We start from the raw sequence: 18,418 nt of genomic DNA, 5'->3' as shown, positions 1-18,418 counted from the left end.
TCAAATACCTGCCAATTCTTGCAAGTTCTTCAAGAACTTGCAAGAATTGGCAGAAATTATACATAGAAATATTATCAAATAGTACTTATACAAGTCTTGTTTTAGAATCAAATAGTTCTCCCTTAATGTAGCTGAATTTTACCTTATTAATAGGTATTTTCTTTAAAAACTGCTGCGAAACAAGCCCATCAAGATCAGATTTTGCCGTCGTATGGCTGACAGAGAAGCGATTTTCTACTTCTTTTACGGTCATTATCATTTTTGGGTTATCACGATACAAAGATAAAATAATAGCTTGTCTCTCATTTATGGAGCCTAACTTAAGCAGATTGATGCTATTTTGTCGCTGGTATATTTTTCGTTGAATATAATCTTGTAGTTTTTTGAAGGCAAGTGAAAGTACTTTCAGATGATAAGTTACGAAATAACCTAAGTCATAATCATCAGTCTCAACATATAAGTAAGCTTTTTCATATTGTCGTTTTGAAGCATAGATAATACGAGAGATAGATAAGTATTCTGTTAGCCAGTAGCCATTTTTGAGCATATACCAATAGAATAATGCTCTTGCTGTTCTGCCATTTCCGTCTACAAAGGGATGAAGATAAGCTAAGAGGAAGTGGATGATGATGGCTTTGATAATAGGATGTATAAAAACGTCCTTTGCTTCATTGTTGGCAAATTCACAAATTCTGTTTATGAAGTCAGGTATCTCTTTATAAGAAGGAGGTGTGTGTACTATCTCATTTGTGATACCATCAATAACAACGATATCGTTATTCTGACGAAATTTTCCTTCATTGGTACTATCATTCAATGTCTTTGCTGTCATCTTAGAATGGATTTTCAAGAGTAGTTCCATACTCATTTTATCATCCTTATGCTCAGCAATAAAGCGTATTCCCTCATAATTATTTACAATCATCTGTTCTGATTTGTTATGAGGTGATATACTTTTTCTTAGCATCTCTTTGGCAACTCTATGGGTGGTAGCTGCTCCTTCCATCTGACTGGATGATATAGCTTCTTCCATTAGTGAGGATATGAGATATCGCTCTCTGTCTTCTGAAGGAATAATAGCTGAATTTTCCCAAGAACCTCCAAAGTTCATGTCAAAATAATGACATAGCTTTTGCATATTGTTGGTAATGGATAGTGTGAAAGGACAGTCCTCCCATATTTTTATCTGTTGCATGAGACGGTTAAGTTTAGCAGCTGCCCAAATGTGTTCAGATGAAAGATCAGCTGGATGAGACTTGTATTTTACTTCAGTCCAATACAAGTAATCATCATTGATATTGCGTATCAATGGAGTAACGTCTGTTCGTGCAGATAATTTTGTTGCTTTTTGTATAAGTTTGGTATCTAACTTGGGAGGTTGTTCTATCATAATTCTTTTTTGCAAATATAATACTTTTCTCTTATATTAAACGGTTAATAGTGAAGATTTAACATAAATTCTTGCAAGTTCTTCAAGAACTTGCAAGAATTGGTACTTTCAAATAATGGTTGAAAGATTAGGTTGATAAGAAGAAAAAGAGCATAAAAAAGACAAGGTAACAAAGTGAATAACTCAGATTAGTTCCTTTGTTACCTTGTCTTTTTATCATGTCATAGAAATAAGAATTTGCTTTTTCTAATCCAACTTAGTTATTCTGATAATTCTCATAGCTGTACAATACTGTGAAGTAATATTGAACTAATGTATATGCAAGAACATTTTTAATTCTATTTTGCTGTCACTTTTAACATTTAAGACTAATTGCTTATTTTCCAGATATATATGTGTTTTATAATACTGACAGATGTGACAGGAAAAATGATTATAGTCTGAAAAGCTAAGAGTTATTTCTCATGCCGCTTAATGTTGTTGCTGCCTCATCCTTTGTGTGCTACTCTGTAGTTTTTACTTATTCTCTTTCCTACTTTGCGCGCTGTGATTCTGTATCACGGTTGTCATGATAGGTACGATGAACCTGTTTGCCACCAAATGACCATGTAGCACGAAGTCCGATATATCGAGAATGATTATCAAATTGGTTCGTGTTAGTATATTCTTGATAGAATATGGTATTTCGATTGATATTCTGATGGAAGGGATCGCTAATGGTAAAACTTATTTTCAAACGGTCGTCTAAACAACTGTATTTAAGGCTCATCCTGAGGTAAGCATAAGAGTCACTTTGAGTTTGTGCAAAATATTCTCGGAACCTGTGACGATAGTTGACCTCGGCAATGAGTGTTTTCTGATGGTTGAGCATGAAAGAGAGCGAACCTTCAGCACGCTTACCCCATCCATGTATCTGTAACACGTCCGTCCGATAATCAGAATGGGAATCATAGTAATATACTTCTCCTCCTATGTTAAGGTTCAGCCATGTCAGGACATTGCGGTTATAATTAGCATAGATACCTGTCTTTTCATGGCGCAGGCCGTCATAGGGACCGGTTACCTGACTTCCGTTTGCGAGGAATGTGGTTCTCCAGCCTGTCTCCCCTTTGCCATGACTGCTGTAGAGAACGGCATAAAGTCCTTTCCCATTGCTATAGTTTATCTCCATGTTGCGAGTATAGGCAGCTGCGAGATAAGGGTTTCCTGTCATGTAATCAGTGGTAGATGTATAGATACGGAAAGGATTGAGGTCGTTGAAATCGGGTCGTTCTATCCCCCAGTTGGCAGCAAATGCCAGATTCTGATTCCCTTTCAATTGCCAGTTCAGGTGCAGCGTGGGATAGAAGCGTCCGTAATGACTGCGGCTGATCTGTCCCTGTGTGAGCTGGTTGCTTTCCGTCCATGTATGTTCGTAGCGTAATCCGGCCTGCACCTGAAGCTTTTCCGTGAGCTGTTTCTTTACCGATAGATAGGCTGCAAGGGTTCGCTCTTTGTACAGGAATTCATTGCTTTCGGCCGCATTGTACTTCCACTGTCCGTTGGCAAAGTTCTCCAACATCAGACTTGTCTTGTTGCGGATGGCAGAGAAAGATGTCCCTGTCTCCATATAGAGATGCTTGAAGGGAAGGGAAAAATCAAGTTTTAAGGCATTTATCTTGTAATTTGCCTTGCTTTTATTGCGTAGTGATTCAGTTATTCCGTTTGTTACCGATACGTTTTCGCTTTGTGTGGGAGCATTGCTGTTGAAGAAATTATAGTTAACATTGAGTGTCTTCTCCAATGAGTCGAGCTTGTATTCTGCATACAGTGTCGTACTTATGTTGTTGTTCCAGACAGCAGGGGCATGGGCTGTCGTAAATGTCGTGTCCCTGTTGATTGAGACAAACGTGTGATCGGGAGAGGTGTGATCGGTATAAAATGATGTCATAACACCCAGTTCCAAGCGCTTGGTAGCATGATATTTCACGATGGCATCAGCATTATACGACGACCAAGGGGCTATGGTCCGCTTTCTTGTACTGCGCTGGTGTCCATCTTTGAAGTCATAGACAGAATATGAGTCGTTGATTACTTTATCCAAAGACATTCCCAGACCAGTGGACAGCTCAAGTTTCCTACTGGCATAATTGAGGTTTATATCTTGGAAATACCTCCCACGGTACTGTCGTTGTACCTCCTCACTGATACTCCCACTCCACCCTTTCGACTGGTCACGCTTCATGACGATGTTGATGTATCCTGCATTGGCTTCTGCCTTATATTTTGCTGGTGGAATAGTTATCACCTCTATACGCTCAATATCTTCTGCCTTCAGGCTGCGGAGTTTTGCCTTTACAGCATCGGCAGTCATTTCAAGGATAAGTCCATCAAGCATGATATGGGTAATGCCCTTACCTATGATGCTGACACTTTCGTCACTGACATTTAGCATTGGTACACGCCCCATCACTTCTATACCATTCATCCCCTTGGAGAAAGGGTCATTACTGACGAGATATTGCAGTCGGTCAACATCATTTTTAATAACCCGGCGCATACCTTTTACTGTCACGGACTTCAGTGTATATGGTTCAGTCTTCATACGGATAGTACCGATATTGCCGACATTAATCAGCTTATAGTAGATAGCAAATCCAACGAAAGAAACCCGTAGTAAGACCTTCCGTTGACTACATGGTATGACAAAGTCTCCCCCGTTATTGGTCACTCCGCCATTGATGAAACTGGAATCTGATGGATTCAACAAAGCTACATTGGCAAACGGTACAGGCTGGTTGTGCTGATCAACAATGTGTCCGATGACCTTTGTAGGTACTTTTTGTGTACATTCTACGAAGATAAGGCTATCACTGACGGTCATGCGCATGGGATAGAAACCCAATACCTCTCGTATTGCTTCGGGAACGGTGCGGTTACGTAGGTTTACAGTGACTGTAAAATCCTCTAATTCATTATATATGAAGTTGATTGTATACCTTTGGCTAGCATTGTCAATATCAGTCAGCACATGTGGTAGGGATGTCTTATTATAGTTTCGGGTAATATGCTGCGCCTGTACACCACAGACAATCAGTAGCAGTATACCAAGAAAGAGATGCTTTCTCATAGTGTTTTATTCTATGGTGATTGTACTGTCAGCCAAAGTTAGCTGTACTTTTTCAAACATGTTTAGTGTCTTTACTGCGTGTTCTACACTTTGGTCTCTGTTCCAAAGAAAGCGCAAACGTAGCTGTCCTGCTTCTGGGTTACGACAGACAGTTTTTATCCCATAGTAATCTGATATTTCTTGAACAATGTCCTGTAACATAACATTATCAAACTGTTTGGGAGGAAGTATCTCTCCTACTCTCTTTTCTTCCAGCTTGCTATATGTGACAGTTGTGCGTGTAGAGCCTTTTTCCCTTAATGTTTTTGTATGAGCTATGTTGTTTGTGACCGTAACAGCTGAATCCGTTGCCAACTGTTTTCTACTACCTTTGACAATGCTAACTGCAGCTATGGCAATTCCCGATACAGTGAGAATACCGATGACTACTGCAGCTACCTGTCTGTAATAACGGTGTACAGGTTTGGAGGTAGATTTCTTTTCCATCAACTTGTGCCATTCCTCTTCTATGATTTCATCTGTCAGTTTATCGGAAGTCCGTCTGTACTCGTATGCACTGGTAGTGTCTGATATAAGTTGATATGTTTGCCTCAACTCATCATCACGCAACAGTTCATTAAGCTGTTCATCAGTATATTGATCAGGATGCTCCATCATGTCAAGCAACCTTTCCATCTGTCTGTAACTATCTTTTTTCATTTCTGGTTGGGATTAAATTGTTCTTTCATCTTCCTAATTGCCTGTATCAAGTGCTTGTAGACAGCAGCTTCGCTGATGCCAACCTGTTCTGCAATGGCTTTATAGGACAGTTGCTTGTCAAAGCGTAGACGGAAGACTGTACGGGTCTGTGTTGTCAGCTTATTGTCTGCAAAAGCCAATAATTCCATGTAGCAATCAGTCTGGTGCTGTATGGGCGATAAGTCAGGCTCTGTTTCTATTGTCAACAGCTTATTGACACGCTCTTTCATCTGTTTCTGTCTGATGATGTCTAAGCACTGGTTACGTACACTTACAAGTAGATAAGTGCCTGTTCCTTTCTTAGGCAGGTGGAAATTGTCACGGAACAACCGCACAAATACCTCACTCACGGCATCTTTCGCCTCGTCAGAATCGTGTAGCATTGCCACTGCCAGCCTGAACATTGCGCCGTAGTGCATTCGAAACAGGTGCTCAATGGTTTCTTCTTTCGACATAGATATCTATTCGTTTTTTTATCTGTTCTCATCCTTATAACGAATGAAAGTGGATTTTCCCAACCCCTTAATACTATAAATTGTCTTTAAAGTTGGAAAAGACCTTATTAATTGCTTGTTTTGTACTCAACTTTTGGGTCTTATCGTACTTAGCTAACAAGTCCTAATCTTTTACTAAAAAGCTCCTAATCTTTTACTGAAAAGCTCCTAAGCTTTTACTAAAAAGCTCTTAAGCTTTTACTGAAAAGCTCCAGACAACTTAGCTAACAAGTCCTATCGTACCCAACCTCTGGGTGTAAAATATCTATTTGTTGGGTATAACAATTCTTTAATTGCTACTATAGTTCATTGGGTTTAAGGGAAGAATAAAAGGTTAAAAAAACAGAGTAACATAAGAACAAGCAATAAGTTCTTATGTTACCCTGTACTTTGTTTATATGTTACTCTGTCTTTATTCCTCTTTATTCTGTCCCTTTTGTAAGTTCATCAATCTGTTGGATAATATCGGAGTTAATGCGTTGCATACGAAGATATAACCATATACCGATGGCTACTCCGGCGATTAAGCCAACGCCACCACCAACCAGCATACCATAGAACATGGATGTATTTTCTCCTCCATTCGCAGCACCTGAACCATTGTATAACTCGATAACGAACCAAGAAACCCATATTGTCATAAAGAAGATACCATATAATAAGGACCTTTTGCGTAATTTCTTCATCCTTTGCATTTGTAAGGATGTTGCTATGAGGTCACCATTAAGGAACGCTTCCTTATTGAAACGGTTGATATAAGCATCGAAACAAACAGTGAAAGTCATAAATATTACAGTAGCTCCATAGAACCACCACGATAGGTTAAACGTTATTCGAATATCATTGTAAACGTAATAAATAAATAGTAACGCTAAGAATGACACCCATGTGTACTTCTTCATAAACGACATCTTATTGAGCATTGACTGTCTGATAAGCTTATCGTTGATGAGTGTTTGATTGTCAAGTTTACTCTTTAGTATTCCTAACTGTTGTCGCATTTCTTCTAACTCTGTATTTTTTGTTTCCATTGTAGTTTTCTTTTTAATGTGATTGTTAAGCTTTGTAGGGTATTAGGCATATTAGGCTAATTAGACTAATAGGGCTAATTAGGCCAATAATATTAATAGTCTTCTCCCCTACTCCTCTGTTGTTACATTCGTTTTCTTTAATTTCTCCTTAATTCTAAACAGTCTTACAGATACATTCTTAGTACTGATACCGACGATTTTGCCAATCTCTTCATAGCTCATATTCTCTAACCAAAGCAGGATAATGGCTCGGTCAAAAGGACCTAACTGGCTGATACGGTGGTTAAGCTGCTGTATTTGTCGGCTGTCATCATCGCTATCCGTAAAGGGATTGATGTTCATCGTAAGTGGAATCGTTTTCCGTTTCCGTTTCTTTCGGTCACATGAGATGCAGGTGTTGAGGCTGATGCGATAGATCCACGTGCGCACATCGCTTTCTCCTCGGAAGTTCTGCAGACCCTTCCAAAGGTTTATCAGCACCTCCTGAAAGAGGTCGTTCACCTCGTCTTCATTCTTCGAGAACATATAGCATACGGTATAAATCGTACTTTTATGTTCTCTCACGATTCGCGAGAAGTCTTGTTCATTTTGTAGGTTGTCCATCTTTTGATAGGTTGATTTTTGTCTTTTAGACGCACGTAGTGGGTTAAAAACTACACTGTAAAGCTGAAATTCTTTCTTTTTTGAGTGCAAAAGTATTGTTTTATAGCCATAGATACAAGTCTTTGAAGCTTTTATTTATTCTTCAAACAAGGTTATTCTCCCCGCTTAAAGTGTTAGTTATCAATGATTAACAACATTATGATTACATTCTATAAACAGATGAGTAAGGATAAAAGATATAAGGATTAATGCTGTCTAACATTCCTATCTTTTAGTGAGTAAGGCGTGATAGTCAGTCTTCAAAAACCTAATAAATAGCCTTATAGATATGATTTAATGCTTGAAAAGTTTTGATGTTCTGATATTAATATCTATCTTTGCCACAGATAGGAACGTCTGAAAGAATTAGAAGTAGTTTCCGGCGTATTCGCTGGAGTTTGATACGAAGTATTGTTATTATCGTTAACGAAGGTTCACGATAAAAGTAATTCCCTTACAGCGTTCCTATTTTTTTTTTTTAATAAGTGCACTATGGCAACTAAAACAGTAAATGCAAGAAACTATACAAAGGCTGATTTTGATCATCGGTTGCGTTATTTAAGTGATTCGCAAGAACTTGCTAAGCTACTGAACGAACTGAGCGAGCCTTATCCCTATTATGTTTTTCGTGCGAAACAACTAAGTTTTTTAGCTGATACCAATAATATTAATCGACGCTGCAAGACTTTCCTACTTCGCAAAAAGCATGGTGGCTATCGTGAGATTACCGCACCGAAAGGGGCACTTCATGATATCCTGCATGCGTTGAACATAGTTCTTCAGACCTACGACGAGCCTACTCCTTGGGCGTTTGGCTTTGTCTGTGGTCGTTCTGTGGTTGACAATGCACGTCCACATGTGGGGAAACGTTATATTCTAAACCTTGATTTAAAGGATTTCTTCCCCTCTATTACACGCCAGCAGGTGGCTGACTGTCTGACGGCAGAGCCTTTTGGCTTCTCGTCATTGGCTGCAAAACTCGTCTCTGGGTTGGCTACTGTGCGCACAAAGAACAATGAAGAAGTATTGGCACAGGGCTTTGCTACATCGCCAACGCTGTCGAACTTTATTTGTCGGGAGATGGATAAGGAGATTGCGAGCATAGCTGCTGCACAAGGAATTACCTTTACCCGTTATGCTGACGACCTCACTTTCAGTGCTGACACAGACATCCTTCGTCCGCAGGGAGAACTTGTACAGCAGGTTAAGGCTATCGTTGAGCGTTATGGTTTCCGACTGAACGAAGCGAAAACCCACCTACAGCGCCGTGGAAAGCGGCAGGAGGTAACAGGCTTGATGGTAACGGAGAAAGTGAATGTAAGCCGCCGTTATGTGCGTGAAATCCGTTCTTTGTTGTATATCTGGGAGCGTTATGGCTATGAAGATGCCTGTCGGGCTGCGTGGAAGAGCTACAGGCAGCAGCATGGAAAAACAAAGGGACATCAGCATTGTGTACCTCTTAATGCTGTTCTGAGGGGTAAATTGAACTATATGAAGATGGTACGTGGAGCCGACGACCCGCTCTATCAGCGTTTTGTTAGTCGTTATACTGCTTTACAGCAAACAAATAAACGAGAGATAAAAGAGGTGGCATATAAGGCTTATATGGGTAAGTATCTTTCTAATCCAAGCAAAGATAGGAGTAGAGAAAGTACTGTCTTTCCAGATGATAGTAGCACATGTCGACAGCGTGGAACCATAAGTGGCGATTTTTATGACCCACGAGAAAAGTCGAGACGTATCCTTTCTCTTATAGTGAAGATTATCATTTTCGCTGCTATTATACTTATCTTCATGTATTTTAAGTCACGTAGATAAGCACTAAAAAGTAGGTTTGTAAGTAGGATTCTCCCTTACTTTTGTCATAAAGGCAACTGTTGTTATCGAATTATTTTCGTGAAGAAAAATATTTTTCTTCATGAAAAAAAATATTTATTGTCATGAAAAAAAATATTTCTTGTCGTGAAAGTAATTCGCTGTTTACCTAATTCTATCAATAGGAAGGATAATTTCTCCTAATGAAATCATGGCATTGAAGAGGCTTATATATTGATAGTTAGGGATGTCTGAAACACTGATTTCGCGCTTTTGAAGCAGTCCACAATCGAGCAGTCGTTGCCGCATTGTACCGCAAAGGAGTGGTGTAGAGGGTGTAAACCATTGTTTGCCATCATAGAGAGCAATGTTAGTATAGGATGTATCTGTAAGGTGATTGTTACGAACAATAAGTATTTCGTCACAGTCACCTTGCTGTTTTTTTAGTTCGTTAAGTGCCGAGCGGTCAGTACTCTTGTAGGGATAGCTGATGTTATCGTCATAGACAAGGTGCAAGGAGCGGATTTCTCTGCAGGTATAAGGTGTACAGGTGATATCGTGGATGCCCTCTTTATCATAGACAAAGCGTAGCTTCGAACATCCCATCGGTAGGCTAACAGCCTTTAGAAGGTCAGCTATGCGCAACGGCTCTGGCTGTCCTAACATCTCTTTTCGTGTGCGATTCATCCGCTGTTCGTGGTAGGCAAGATTACAGACACAGCCGTCTACCACCCTTATTGTCTCAATATATTGGCACATAAACCTTCTCTATCACCTCTTTATATTCGTCATCATTATTACTCTGAGCCGTAATGCCACCCCCAGCCTTATAGTGGAGCTGTCCGTTTTTATCCTGATCAATAAAGCGAATCATCACTGCACTGTCTAATTGTCCTTGGTTATAACAACCCATTACACCTGTATAAAAGCCTCTTTCATACCCCTCAGCCTCATCGATAATCTCCATTGTACGAGGCTTAGGAGCACCCGTAATGGAGCCAGCAGGGAGCAAACGGAAGAGAAGCGTACCGATGTTCTGACGATAGTCGACAGGGAGCTGTCCTGTAATCTCCGAACTTGTCTGAAGGATTTCACCCTTGTTAGTCGTCAGATGGTCGACATAGCGATAGCGTTTCACTTGCACCTTCTCTGCTATCATGCTCAGATCGTTACGGATAAGGTCAACGATAGTAGCGTGTTCGGCAGCTTCTTTCTTATTTTCCATCAGTTCCTTCTCGGCTTCAGGACGTGTTGCATCAATCGTACCCTTCATTGGGAAGGAGCTGATAAGTCCTTCTCTGTTGATACGAACGAATATTTCAGGGGAGAAGCAAACGAATTTCTCTTTCATCCAACAGCGGTATAAGGCCTTTGAACGCATAAAGATATCATGCAGAGAGAGGTTTGTTCGTATGGGAATCTTGCAGGTCAAGTTGGCTAAATAGCTGTCGCCTTCACGCTCTCTTTGCTTGACAAGATTGATGCGGTGCTCATAGTCTTCTCTTGTGGGTGGTTCAGTATGCCATTCGACAGCCTCACTGCTATAGCTTTCGGCCTCTGGTATATTAGAAAGAGTTGGGAAAGAAAAAAGCAGTTCACGTGGGTCTATGTTCGTAAACTCCTCTATGTAGGCGCTATCGGCTCTATAATTAATGATAAAGAAAAAGTCTTTACCTTCCTTGGCCAGCGTGTTCATTCGCTGAATAGCTTGTGTTTGATTATGGAGTAACATGGGTGGGGATAGGGTGATGGGTGTTGGGTGGTGAATGTTGGGTGTTGATGAATTGTTTATATGGGTGTTTGGTGTTGGAGTGATGGGTGTTTGGTGTTGAATGATGGGTGGTGATGAATTGTGGGCGAGCGTGCTGATTACAATTATCTTAGGGCTTGATAATGATTTTGAGATGGTAGACTTCTGCTGTTATTTGCTGTTCGATGTGATAGCGTTCGGGGTATATTAACTCCAAACGGCGGTACATATTCTCTAATCCGATACCCTTTCCACTCTTGTCAGTGTCGTTTTTTGGATAGTTACTGTTCTCACAAAGGAATACTATCTTACCGTTGTCTTCTGTGATAGAGATGTGGACAAACGATGGTTTATTGGCACTTATACCATGCTTAAAAGCATTCTCTACGGGCGTAAGGAATACTAATGGCGCAATGAGCAACTGTGAGTTATGGATGACGAATTGGCTCTTTATCTCTACGTTACTGCCATACCGTATTCTCATCAGGTTAATATAGTTCTTGATGAAAGCTATCTCACCATTCAGACTTACCTCCTTCGGCTGCGTTTCATAGAGTGCATAGCGCAGCAGTTCAGACAGTTGTTCGATAGCCTTTTGGGCATTGTTGGGACTTGTCTGGGTGAGCGACGATATGTTATTGAGCGTGTTAAAGAGGAAGTGGGGGTTCAGTTGGTTCTTAAGCCATGCTAATTCGGCCTCTGTCATCTTCTGTTTCTCCTCTCTAAGTTGCCTTCTCAGTATGTTATGTCGGATATAATACCTTACGAAGATAGCAGCAACTACCATCGTGTAGTTGAGGATCATCCACATAACACCAAACTGATAGAACCCTACTCGGATAGGAGCATTGGGCATGTCTTCGTTGTATATGCTGAAGATATGGTGGTTCCACAAAGTTATGAACAGTAGGTTGATAATCCAGAAGGCCCAGTGTTTGGTCTTATTCTTCGTTTCAAAGAGGTAAGGAACAAGTAGATAGAAATTGACCATGAAAACTATCAGCAGTAAGAAGAGCACAAAGGAGTTGACACACATTGACTCTTTTGCTGCTTTGACATCGTGTTCAAGCAACATAATCACCAATGACCAGATAGAAACAAGAAGTACATAAATGGCTACCTGTACGCCAATAACGAACAGGTTGTAGCGACTCAGGCATAGTTTCTTTATCTCCTCCAATATCTTCATAGTGCAAAGATAGTCTTTTATAAGGAAAGAAACAAGCAGAATCTACGCTACATTCGTACTTTGTTTAGTTTTAACATTGAGGATAAATATCGGTAAATCAAGTTGTTACGTGGGTGTATTGTTGCGCTTGTTAGGCAAATTAGCCCAGTTGGTACAATCTTTCAATCAGATTAATCGTCGTTTTCAGTCTGATTATCTAATCTTTATTTACTATTTATTCTCAATCTTTAAGCCTCTTGTCTGTTATCGCCTCCTACAAAGTGCATGCTTTTTGACAGTTAAACTATTGACTGATATTGTATCAATATTGGCTGTCGTAGCATGGAGTGAACCATTGATTACAATGGTGTTAGGCCCCTGCACTATTGGTGTCTATGCTTAGTACGGGGTGGTACTGAGCGTTAGCATCACTTGTATTAGGCGTTAGCACCATGGTAGGAAACGAGATGGGAGGGACGCTCCCACCGTTGGTTAGATCGCGACCTACGCTGATGATGACCTTTGTCTATCAAACCTTAATCCTTGGTTTGGGCTTTGTTTTGGTCTGACTTGATAAGTGCAAGCAAGTGTTCGACTGCTTCCTCTTCTGGTATATTATGTTCAACACATACCTGTTTGCGGTAGAGACTCACCTTCTTAGGTCCTGCACCCACATATCCATAGTCTGCATCAGCCATCTCACCGGGACCATTCACGATACAGCCCATGATACCTACCTTCAGTCCTTTCATTCCCTTGGTAGCTTCTTTGATGCGGGCAATCGTCGTACGAAGGTCGTAGAGTGTACGACCACAGCCCGGGCAAGAGATGTATTCAGTCTTCACCATGCGCAATCTACCTGCTTGAAGAATACCGAAAGCCGTTTGTTCAATATCCTCTTGTGAGAGGTTGCCATTGTTCATCAGCCAGATACCATCGGTAAGTCCGTCCATCATGAGTGCACCCATATCTGCTGCAGCCTCCAATTGGAACTTCTCTTTAGCCGTAGTTGTCTCAGCCTGTTGGCTGTTACTGCTTTCTTCCTTCTCTTCGGTAGTTGAATGCTGATACATCTGGGCGAAGATGATAGGGTTCTTTACCCCTGCTATCATCAGTTGATGCGCCAATGCACGCTGGTCGCCAAGGCGGTTCTGATGGCTTGTCATACATACCACAACCACCTCTGGATGTGTTTTCAGACAAGCAAGGAACTCCTCTGAAGGTGTACCGAACTTCAAGACGAGGAACTTAACATCACTGTTTATCGCACTGATGAAAGGCATTCCCGTCACAGGGAAGATAGGATAGACGTTCTCTAAGGACTGCTTACCACTGTTGGCAAGGTCCATATAGGCATCATAATCAAGGATATACTTCTGTTTCTTTGCCCTTTTCTCAGGCAGTTCGCCCTGTACATAGATATAATCGGGCTTTGGTAGCTCTGGTGATGACACCTCGGCAGTTGCTTGGCCAGCCTTTCGAGTAGCAATAACAACAGGAACATTCTCGCCACCGATATTGCCTGCAGCCACTGTCTCACGTCGGTTAGGATGGAGATAATCAAAGCCATCATACTGTTCGGCAGGGATGAGAAGATGTTTCTCGTGTCGACGGATATACCATGTAAGGTGTTTAGCCACTGGAATCTCGCACTCTGGCTCTTCACTCAGTGATACACGGATCGTGTCACCGATACCATCAGCGAGTAAGGCACCAATACCTACGGCACTCTTAATGCGTCCGTCTTCACCTTCACCCGCCTCGGTAACACCAAGGTGGAGCGGATAGTGCATACCTTCCTTGTCCATCTCAGCCACAAGAAGGCGTACGGAACGAACCATAACAACCGTGTTTGAGGATTTGATAGAGATGACAATGTCATGGAAGTCATACTTACGGAAGATGCGGAGGAACTCCATGCAGCTCTCTACAATACCTTCTGGTGTATCGCCATAACGGTTACGAATACGGTCAGAGAGGCTACCATGGTTGACTCCGATACGTACAGCGGTGTGGTTCTCCTTACATATATTGATGAAAGGAATCAGTCTGTCCTCAATCTTCTGTAGCTCTTGCGCATATTCCTCATCGGTATACTCCAGTTTTTTGAACGTACGAGCAGGGTCGACATAGTTACCCGGATTGATACGAACCTTTTCTGCATAGAGGGCAGCAACGTCTGCTACATTTGCATTGAAGTGAACATCCGCACAGAGCGGAGCCATATAATTGTCTGCACGTAGTTGTGCATTGATATTCTTTAAGTTCTCTGCCTCACGCTTTCCCTGCGTTGTGAGGCGTACAAGTTCTCCTCCTGCGTCAATGATACGCTTAGCTTGTGCAACACTTCCTTCGGTATCATCGGTGGAAGTCGTTGTCATTGACTGTACGCGTACAGGGTTCTCTCCACCAATGTTGAGTGCACCAACATGCGTGACAGAGGTTTTCCTTCTTTCAAAGTTGAATAAATCTATCATGTTCTATTTGGATAATGGGGTACCTCCCCAAGCCCTTTTGGGATGATGAAAAACCTCCCTACGCCCCTCTGAGAGAGGGGTTATAGTAAGAGGTAATAAATGGTAACGACCTTTACCCTAATTGTTTCCCATTGTTACTCCACCTTTTTGAGGGGTTAGGGACGGTCTTAGCACTTAAACTTATAATCCTTTAGCTCAGCTAACTCCTTGTTAGCCTTCTCTATCTTCTTTCCTAATGAAGCCTTCCAGTTGTCAATCTTCTTTGCAATAGCCTCATCACCGAGTGCTATCATCTCAGCTGCAAGGATGGCAGCATTCTGTGCTCCATTGACGCCAACAGTAGCAACTGGAATGCCAGGAGGCATCTGAACGATAGAAAGTAAGGCATCAAGGCCATCGAGCATACCCTTAATTGGCACGCCAATGACTGGAAGTGGTGTTGAAGCGGCGATAACTCCAGGCAAAGCTGCAGCCATACCAGCCGCAGCAATGATGACTTTTACGCCACGACCTTTTGCTTCCTTGGCAAAAGTCTCTACTGCGTCAGGTGTACGATGAGCAGAGAGTGCATTCACTTCAAAAGGAATCTCTTGCTCTTCCAACCACTTACAAGCTTTTTCCATTACGGGTAAATCGCTTGTTGAACCCATGATAATACTAACTAATGGCTTCATATTCTTTATGTATTAAGTTTATTTTCTTTGTTTGTTTTATGTGTATTTATTCTTAAGACAGATGTAATTTCCTGTCGGTTTATTCTTTATTCTTTGGCAATCAGTGTACTTTTCTACTGCTATTGATTCTATACAACGATGATTGTAATGAATGAACAGATGATTCCTAAGAAGAAACCCGATGCCACTTGCTCCAATGAATGTTGCCTGAGAATCATTCTACTGCTACCTACAAACCCTGAAACGATGAGCGTAAGACAAAGCCACCACATCGGATTGAAGTTGAAAAGCAGTGAAAAAGCTATTAAAGAGCCTGTCACACCACCGATAGCTGCCGTATGTGTTGATATCTTCCACCATACGTTGATGATAGCACATAGAATCTGAATGATCAATGCTACCATAAGTATAGACGTCAGCATGTGAGGCAGGTGTAGGATGTTCATGATATAAAAGCACGTGAAGTAGCAAAGAATAGAAATCACATAAGGAACCATTCTTCGCTCTCGTTGCCCTAACTGAATCAATGTCCAGCCGTGGTATTGGCGATAAAGGTGGATGAGTAAGGTAGGGATAAGGACCGTAAAAGCGTAAACCAAAAAGACATACGACAGCTTTGCCTGCCACGGGAACATACTAAGATAGCTAAAAGTAAAGATAGCCAATATGCCCACAACGGGTAAATAGAATGGTGTGAGAACCATACTCACAACCCTTGCTGTTAATATAATGTTCTTTTCGTTCATACTTTAACACCTAACACCTAACATCCAACACCTAATTACATCACCCCTTCCTCAGTCTTGCCACAGGTAATCCGAGTTGTTCGCGGTACTTGGCAACGGTGCGGCGGGCTATTGGGAAGCCCTTTTCTTTCATCACTTTGGCAAGCGCATCATCGCTGAGCGGCTTGCGTTTGTCCTCTTTGTCGATTACTTCTTTGAGTGCCAACTTGATTTTACGAGTAGACATTTCCTCGCCATCTTCCGTTGTATAGCTATCAGTGAAGAAGAAACGCAGCGGGAATGTACCCCAACGTGTCTGTGCATACTTGATGTTGCTCACACGTGATATGGTAGAGATGTCTAATCCTGTACGGTCGGCAATATCTTTAAGAATCATTGGTTTGAGGTCAGCCTCATCTCCATCTTGGAAGAATTTCCGCTGAATATCGATGATAGCCTTCATCGTCACTTGTAATGTATGACGTCTTTGCTTTACCGCTTCGATAAATCCTTGTGCCTTTTCCACCTTTTCTTTGGCATAAAGCAACGCCTCCTTCTCCTGTCGATTCATATTAGCTTTGTTGTTTCGGTAGGTCTCCATCATATCGTTGAAGGCCTGCGAAACGTGCAACTCTGGTAGATTGCCGTGGTTTAAGCTGAAAGTAACCGTACCATCATCCTCTGTGTCGACGATAAAGTCAGGTGTTATCTGTTGCAGGTTACGTCCTTGTGTCTCACCCATAGACGACCCCGGCTTCGGATTTAACTTACGAATCTCACGCTGTAGCGCCTCTACTTGAAGGTCAGACAGCGACAGTGCGCTTTGAATCTTATCCCAATGCTTCTTTTTGAAAGCATCGAAATGATGTGAAAGGATGTTGTAGATGTATTTATACAGATGACTATCTTTCTCCCACTCACCATTCTCAACCTTACGGTCTATCTGCAACAAGAGACATTCTTGCAAGTCTCTTGCACCGATACCAGCTGGGTCAAAGTCCTGCAGAATCTTCAGTACCTCTTCTAATTCCTTAGTAGACGCGTCAATCCCATAGTAGATAGCTAACTCATCGCTGATACTATCGAGGTCTTTTCGCAAGAGTCCGTCATCATCAAGACTACCGATAAGATACTCCAAGATACTCTTCTGCCTTTCAGTAAGCTCTCTTTCGCCCACCTGCTCATTGAGTTTATCAATAAAGGACGTTGTATCTCCATACACAATCTCCTCATATTCAGCATTATTTCGTTGCTGTCTTGAATCGTATGTAGGAAGATCATCATCCGAACGCATACGCTCCAGTGCCGAGTCGAGCGCATCTTGTCGTTCTTCTCGTTCCTGAAGTGTGTCGAAATCATCGTCTTCTGAATGCTCTACAGTATCGTTGTCGTCAATGCTATCGGTCTCCTCTCCTCCTGCTTCTAAGGCAGGATTATCATCGAGTTCAGCATTGACACTTTCCTCTAATTCTGTCAGTGGCATCTCCAACAACTTTACTTGCAGCATCTGCTGTTGTGAGAGACGCTGCACTTGTTGCTGTTTCTGGGTCTGAATCTGTACTTGTTCCTGTGCCATTGTTTACCTGAATTGTGCTACAAAAGTACTAAAAAAACAAGTATAATCAAGTGAAATATTCCTTTAATTGTGCTGCCAAGGCAGAAAGTTTCTCTGGGTTATCATTTCCATAGCGGTTCCATACCTCCTGACAGGGCATTAATAAGGGCGATATCAGAAGGTCGTCACGGTTCAGATAGGGGTCGCAGAGTTGGAACACTTCCATTACTTCTACAACCATTTGTGGCTTTATCTTCATCAGTTTAGCAAGGTCTATCACCTCAGGTGTCTCTGCTGCCATCGTAATAGGGGTAAGACGGAAATAGAGGTCGAGAATCATAATGAGCATAAAAGGCTTCAACTCCGTAGCCCCTTCCACTGGAAGGAAGTCATGTTCAAAGGTTTCGCGCACCTTCACACCATCGTAGAACTCCCTTGGCTGGCCAAATCCCTTCATCGAACGCAGTTTCTTTACGTCTTTGTTGAGCTTTCTTGTATTCTCTCCATACGTTTCCCAAATCAGATGAATGATGGGCATATCACGGTGTCGCAACTTAAAAAGCTGTTCATAGAGGTTCTTTGGTGGTATGTGTAGTTCCAAACTGAGGTCTACCAACGCACGTGAATACATCGGTTTCATCCCCTCTGGCTTTTTAAGATAAAGCTGTAGGAGTAGTAGCCAGTAGTCGTCAGACCATAAAGGATGTGTTGCCATAAGCGTAAAATATCCACTCTTGCTCCTCTCTTTCGAGTAGAGAAGGAGGAGAAATACTTGTCTAAAGGGTATCTATATTTGTTTTTCGCAAAGATACTCCTTTTTTATTATAATGGCAAAAGAAAGTGGCAGAAA

15 protein-coding genes are annotated in these 18,418 nt (G+C 41.6%); 1 reads left to right on the top strand and 14 read right to left on the bottom strand.

The features are described 5' to 3' along the window. Positions 1-85 precede the first annotated feature (85 nt). From AXF23_RS09810 to AXF23_RS09785, 6 genes are all read right to left on the bottom strand, one after another. On the bottom strand, positions 86-1,390 hold the full coding sequence (locus tag AXF23_RS09810; protein ID WP_107625180.1) for a Fic family protein: 1,305 nt from the start codon (positions 1,388-1,390) through the stop codon (positions 86-88). A gap of 532 nt (positions 1,391-1,922) precedes the next feature. After that, complete coding sequence (locus AXF23_RS09805; RefSeq protein ID WP_107625179.1) at positions 1,923-4,499, bottom strand: outer membrane beta-barrel family protein; 2,577 nt, start codon at positions 4,497-4,499, stop codon at positions 1,923-1,925. Positions 4,500-4,505: 6 nt separating this feature from the next. Next, positions 4,506-5,198, bottom strand: a complete 693-nt coding sequence (locus tag AXF23_RS09800) for a DUF4974 domain-containing protein (RefSeq protein WP_107625178.1) — start codon at positions 5,196-5,198, stop codon at positions 4,506-4,508. After that, positions 5,195-5,692, bottom strand: coding sequence for an RNA polymerase sigma factor (locus AXF23_RS09795; protein WP_107625177.1), 498 nt, complete (start codon positions 5,690-5,692; stop codon positions 5,195-5,197). Before AXF23_RS09795 ends, AXF23_RS09800 begins: the two co-directional genes overlap by 4 nt. Before the next feature lie 461 nt (positions 5,693-6,153). Continuing rightward, the gene (locus tag AXF23_RS09790) at positions 6,154-6,762 is read right to left on the bottom strand and encodes a hypothetical protein (protein ID WP_107625176.1); all 609 of its coding nucleotides are present in this window, start codon (positions 6,760-6,762) and stop codon (positions 6,154-6,156) included. Between the two features lie 108 nt (positions 6,763-6,870). After that, the gene (locus AXF23_RS09785; protein WP_107625175.1) at positions 6,871-7,365 is read right to left on the bottom strand and encodes an RNA polymerase sigma factor; all 495 of its coding nucleotides are present in this window, start codon (positions 7,363-7,365) and stop codon (positions 6,871-6,873) included. Between the two features lie 531 nt (positions 7,366-7,896). Here AXF23_RS09785 and AXF23_RS09780 point away from each other — a divergent pair. Beyond that, the gene (locus tag AXF23_RS09780; RefSeq protein WP_107625174.1) at positions 7,897-9,222 is read left to right on the top strand and encodes a reverse transcriptase family protein; all 1,326 of its coding nucleotides are present in this window, start codon (positions 7,897-7,899) and stop codon (positions 9,220-9,222) included. A gap of 162 nt (positions 9,223-9,384) precedes the next feature. Here AXF23_RS09780 and AXF23_RS09775 read toward each other — a convergent pair whose 3' ends face one another. From AXF23_RS09775 to AXF23_RS09740, 8 genes are all read right to left on the bottom strand, one after another. Further along, on the bottom strand, positions 9,385-9,978 hold the full coding sequence (locus AXF23_RS09775; protein WP_107625173.1) for an aminotransferase class IV: 594 nt from the start codon (positions 9,976-9,978) through the stop codon (positions 9,385-9,387). Then, positions 9,962-10,951 (bottom strand): aminodeoxychorismate synthase component I, encoded by a 990-nt coding sequence (locus AXF23_RS09770; protein ID WP_107625172.1) that lies wholly within the window; start codon positions 10,949-10,951, stop codon positions 9,962-9,964. Before AXF23_RS09770 ends, AXF23_RS09775 begins: the two co-directional genes overlap by 17 nt. 148 nt (positions 10,952-11,099) lie before the next feature. After that, positions 11,100-12,158: a sensor histidine kinase gene (locus AXF23_RS09765; RefSeq protein WP_107625171.1), complete on the bottom strand. Its 1,059-nt coding sequence runs from the start codon at positions 12,156-12,158 to the stop codon at positions 11,100-11,102. A gap of 515 nt (positions 12,159-12,673) precedes the next feature. Beyond that, positions 12,674-14,614 carry a 4-hydroxy-3-methylbut-2-en-1-yl diphosphate synthase gene (locus AXF23_RS09760; RefSeq protein WP_107625170.1) on the bottom strand — a complete coding sequence of 647 codons (1,941 nt, stop codon included), beginning with the start codon at positions 14,612-14,614 and terminating at the stop codon, positions 12,674-12,676. Between the two features lie 167 nt (positions 14,615-14,781). Beyond that, positions 14,782-15,288, bottom strand: coding sequence for a 5-(carboxyamino)imidazole ribonucleotide mutase (gene purE, locus AXF23_RS09755; RefSeq protein ID WP_004358933.1), 507 nt, complete (start codon positions 15,286-15,288; stop codon positions 14,782-14,784). A gap of 128 nt (positions 15,289-15,416) precedes the next feature. Further along, positions 15,417-16,034 (bottom strand): hypothetical protein, encoded by a 618-nt coding sequence (locus AXF23_RS09750; RefSeq protein WP_004358931.1) that lies wholly within the window; start codon positions 16,032-16,034, stop codon positions 15,417-15,419. Between the two features lie 40 nt (positions 16,035-16,074). After that, positions 16,075-17,589 carry an RNA polymerase factor sigma-54 gene (gene rpoN, locus AXF23_RS09745; protein WP_107625169.1) on the bottom strand — a complete coding sequence of 505 codons (1,515 nt, stop codon included), beginning with the start codon at positions 17,587-17,589 and terminating at the stop codon, positions 16,075-16,077. 46 nt (positions 17,590-17,635) lie between these two features. After that, positions 17,636-18,283: a hypothetical protein gene (locus AXF23_RS09740; RefSeq protein ID WP_107625168.1), complete on the bottom strand. Its 648-nt coding sequence runs from the start codon at positions 18,281-18,283 to the stop codon at positions 17,636-17,638. Between the last annotated feature and the right edge of the window lie 135 nt (positions 18,284-18,418).

The organism is Prevotella sp. oral taxon 313 (genome assembly GCF_003043935.1).
GTDB classification, from domain to species: domain Bacteria; phylum Bacteroidota; class Bacteroidia; order Bacteroidales; family Bacteroidaceae; genus Prevotella; species Prevotella jejuni.
The sequence above is the reverse complement of the archived record's forward strand: the minus strand, read 5'-3'. Positions and strand labels throughout refer to the sequence as shown.

What these genes read in the sequence shown, in the direction of transcription:
- rpoN (WP_107625169.1), bottom strand. Translation starts at nt 17,589, where the DNA reads ATGGCACAGGAACAAGTACAGATTCAGACCCAGAAACAGCAACAAGTG.
- AXF23_RS09760 (WP_107625170.1), bottom strand. Translation starts at nt 14,614, where the DNA reads ATGATAGATTTATTCAACTTTGAAAGAAGGAAAACCTCTGTCACGCAT.
- purE (WP_004358933.1), bottom strand. Translation starts at nt 15,288, where the DNA reads ATGAAGCCATTAGTTAGTATTATCATGGGTTCAACAAGCGATTTACCC.
- AXF23_RS09795 (WP_107625177.1), bottom strand. Translation starts at nt 5,692, where the DNA reads ATGTCGAAAGAAGAAACCATTGAGCACCTGTTTCGAATGCACTACGGC.
- AXF23_RS09765 (WP_107625171.1), bottom strand. Translation starts at nt 12,158, where the DNA reads ATGAAGATATTGGAGGAGATAAAGAAACTATGCCTGAGTCGCTACAAC.
- AXF23_RS09805 (WP_107625179.1), bottom strand. Translation starts at nt 4,499, where the DNA reads ATGAGAAAGCATCTCTTTCTTGGTATACTGCTACTGATTGTCTGTGGT.
- AXF23_RS09800 (WP_107625178.1), bottom strand. Translation starts at nt 5,198, where the DNA reads ATGAAAAAAGATAGTTACAGACAGATGGAAAGGTTGCTTGACATGATG.
- AXF23_RS09775 (WP_107625173.1), bottom strand. Translation starts at nt 9,978, where the DNA reads ATGTGCCAATATATTGAGACAATAAGGGTGGTAGACGGCTGTGTCTGT.
- AXF23_RS09810 (WP_107625180.1), bottom strand. Translation starts at nt 1,390, where the DNA reads ATGATAGAACAACCTCCCAAGTTAGATACCAAACTTATACAAAAAGCA.
- AXF23_RS09750 (WP_004358931.1), bottom strand. Translation starts at nt 16,034, where the DNA reads ATGAACGAAAAGAACATTATATTAACAGCAAGGGTTGTGAGTATGGTT.
- AXF23_RS09785 (WP_107625175.1), bottom strand. Translation starts at nt 7,365, where the DNA reads ATGGACAACCTACAAAATGAACAAGACTTCTCGCGAATCGTGAGAGAA.
- AXF23_RS09770 (WP_107625172.1), bottom strand. Translation starts at nt 10,951, where the DNA reads ATGTTACTCCATAATCAAACACAAGCTATTCAGCGAATGAACACGCTG.
- AXF23_RS09780 (WP_107625174.1), top strand. Translation starts at nt 7,897, where the DNA reads ATGGCAACTAAAACAGTAAATGCAAGAAACTATACAAAGGCTGATTTT.
- AXF23_RS09790 (WP_107625176.1), bottom strand. Translation starts at nt 6,762, where the DNA reads ATGGAAACAAAAAATACAGAGTTAGAAGAAATGCGACAACAGTTAGGA.
- AXF23_RS09740 (WP_107625168.1), bottom strand. Translation starts at nt 18,283, where the DNA reads ATGGCAACACATCCTTTATGGTCTGACGACTACTGGCTACTACTCCTA.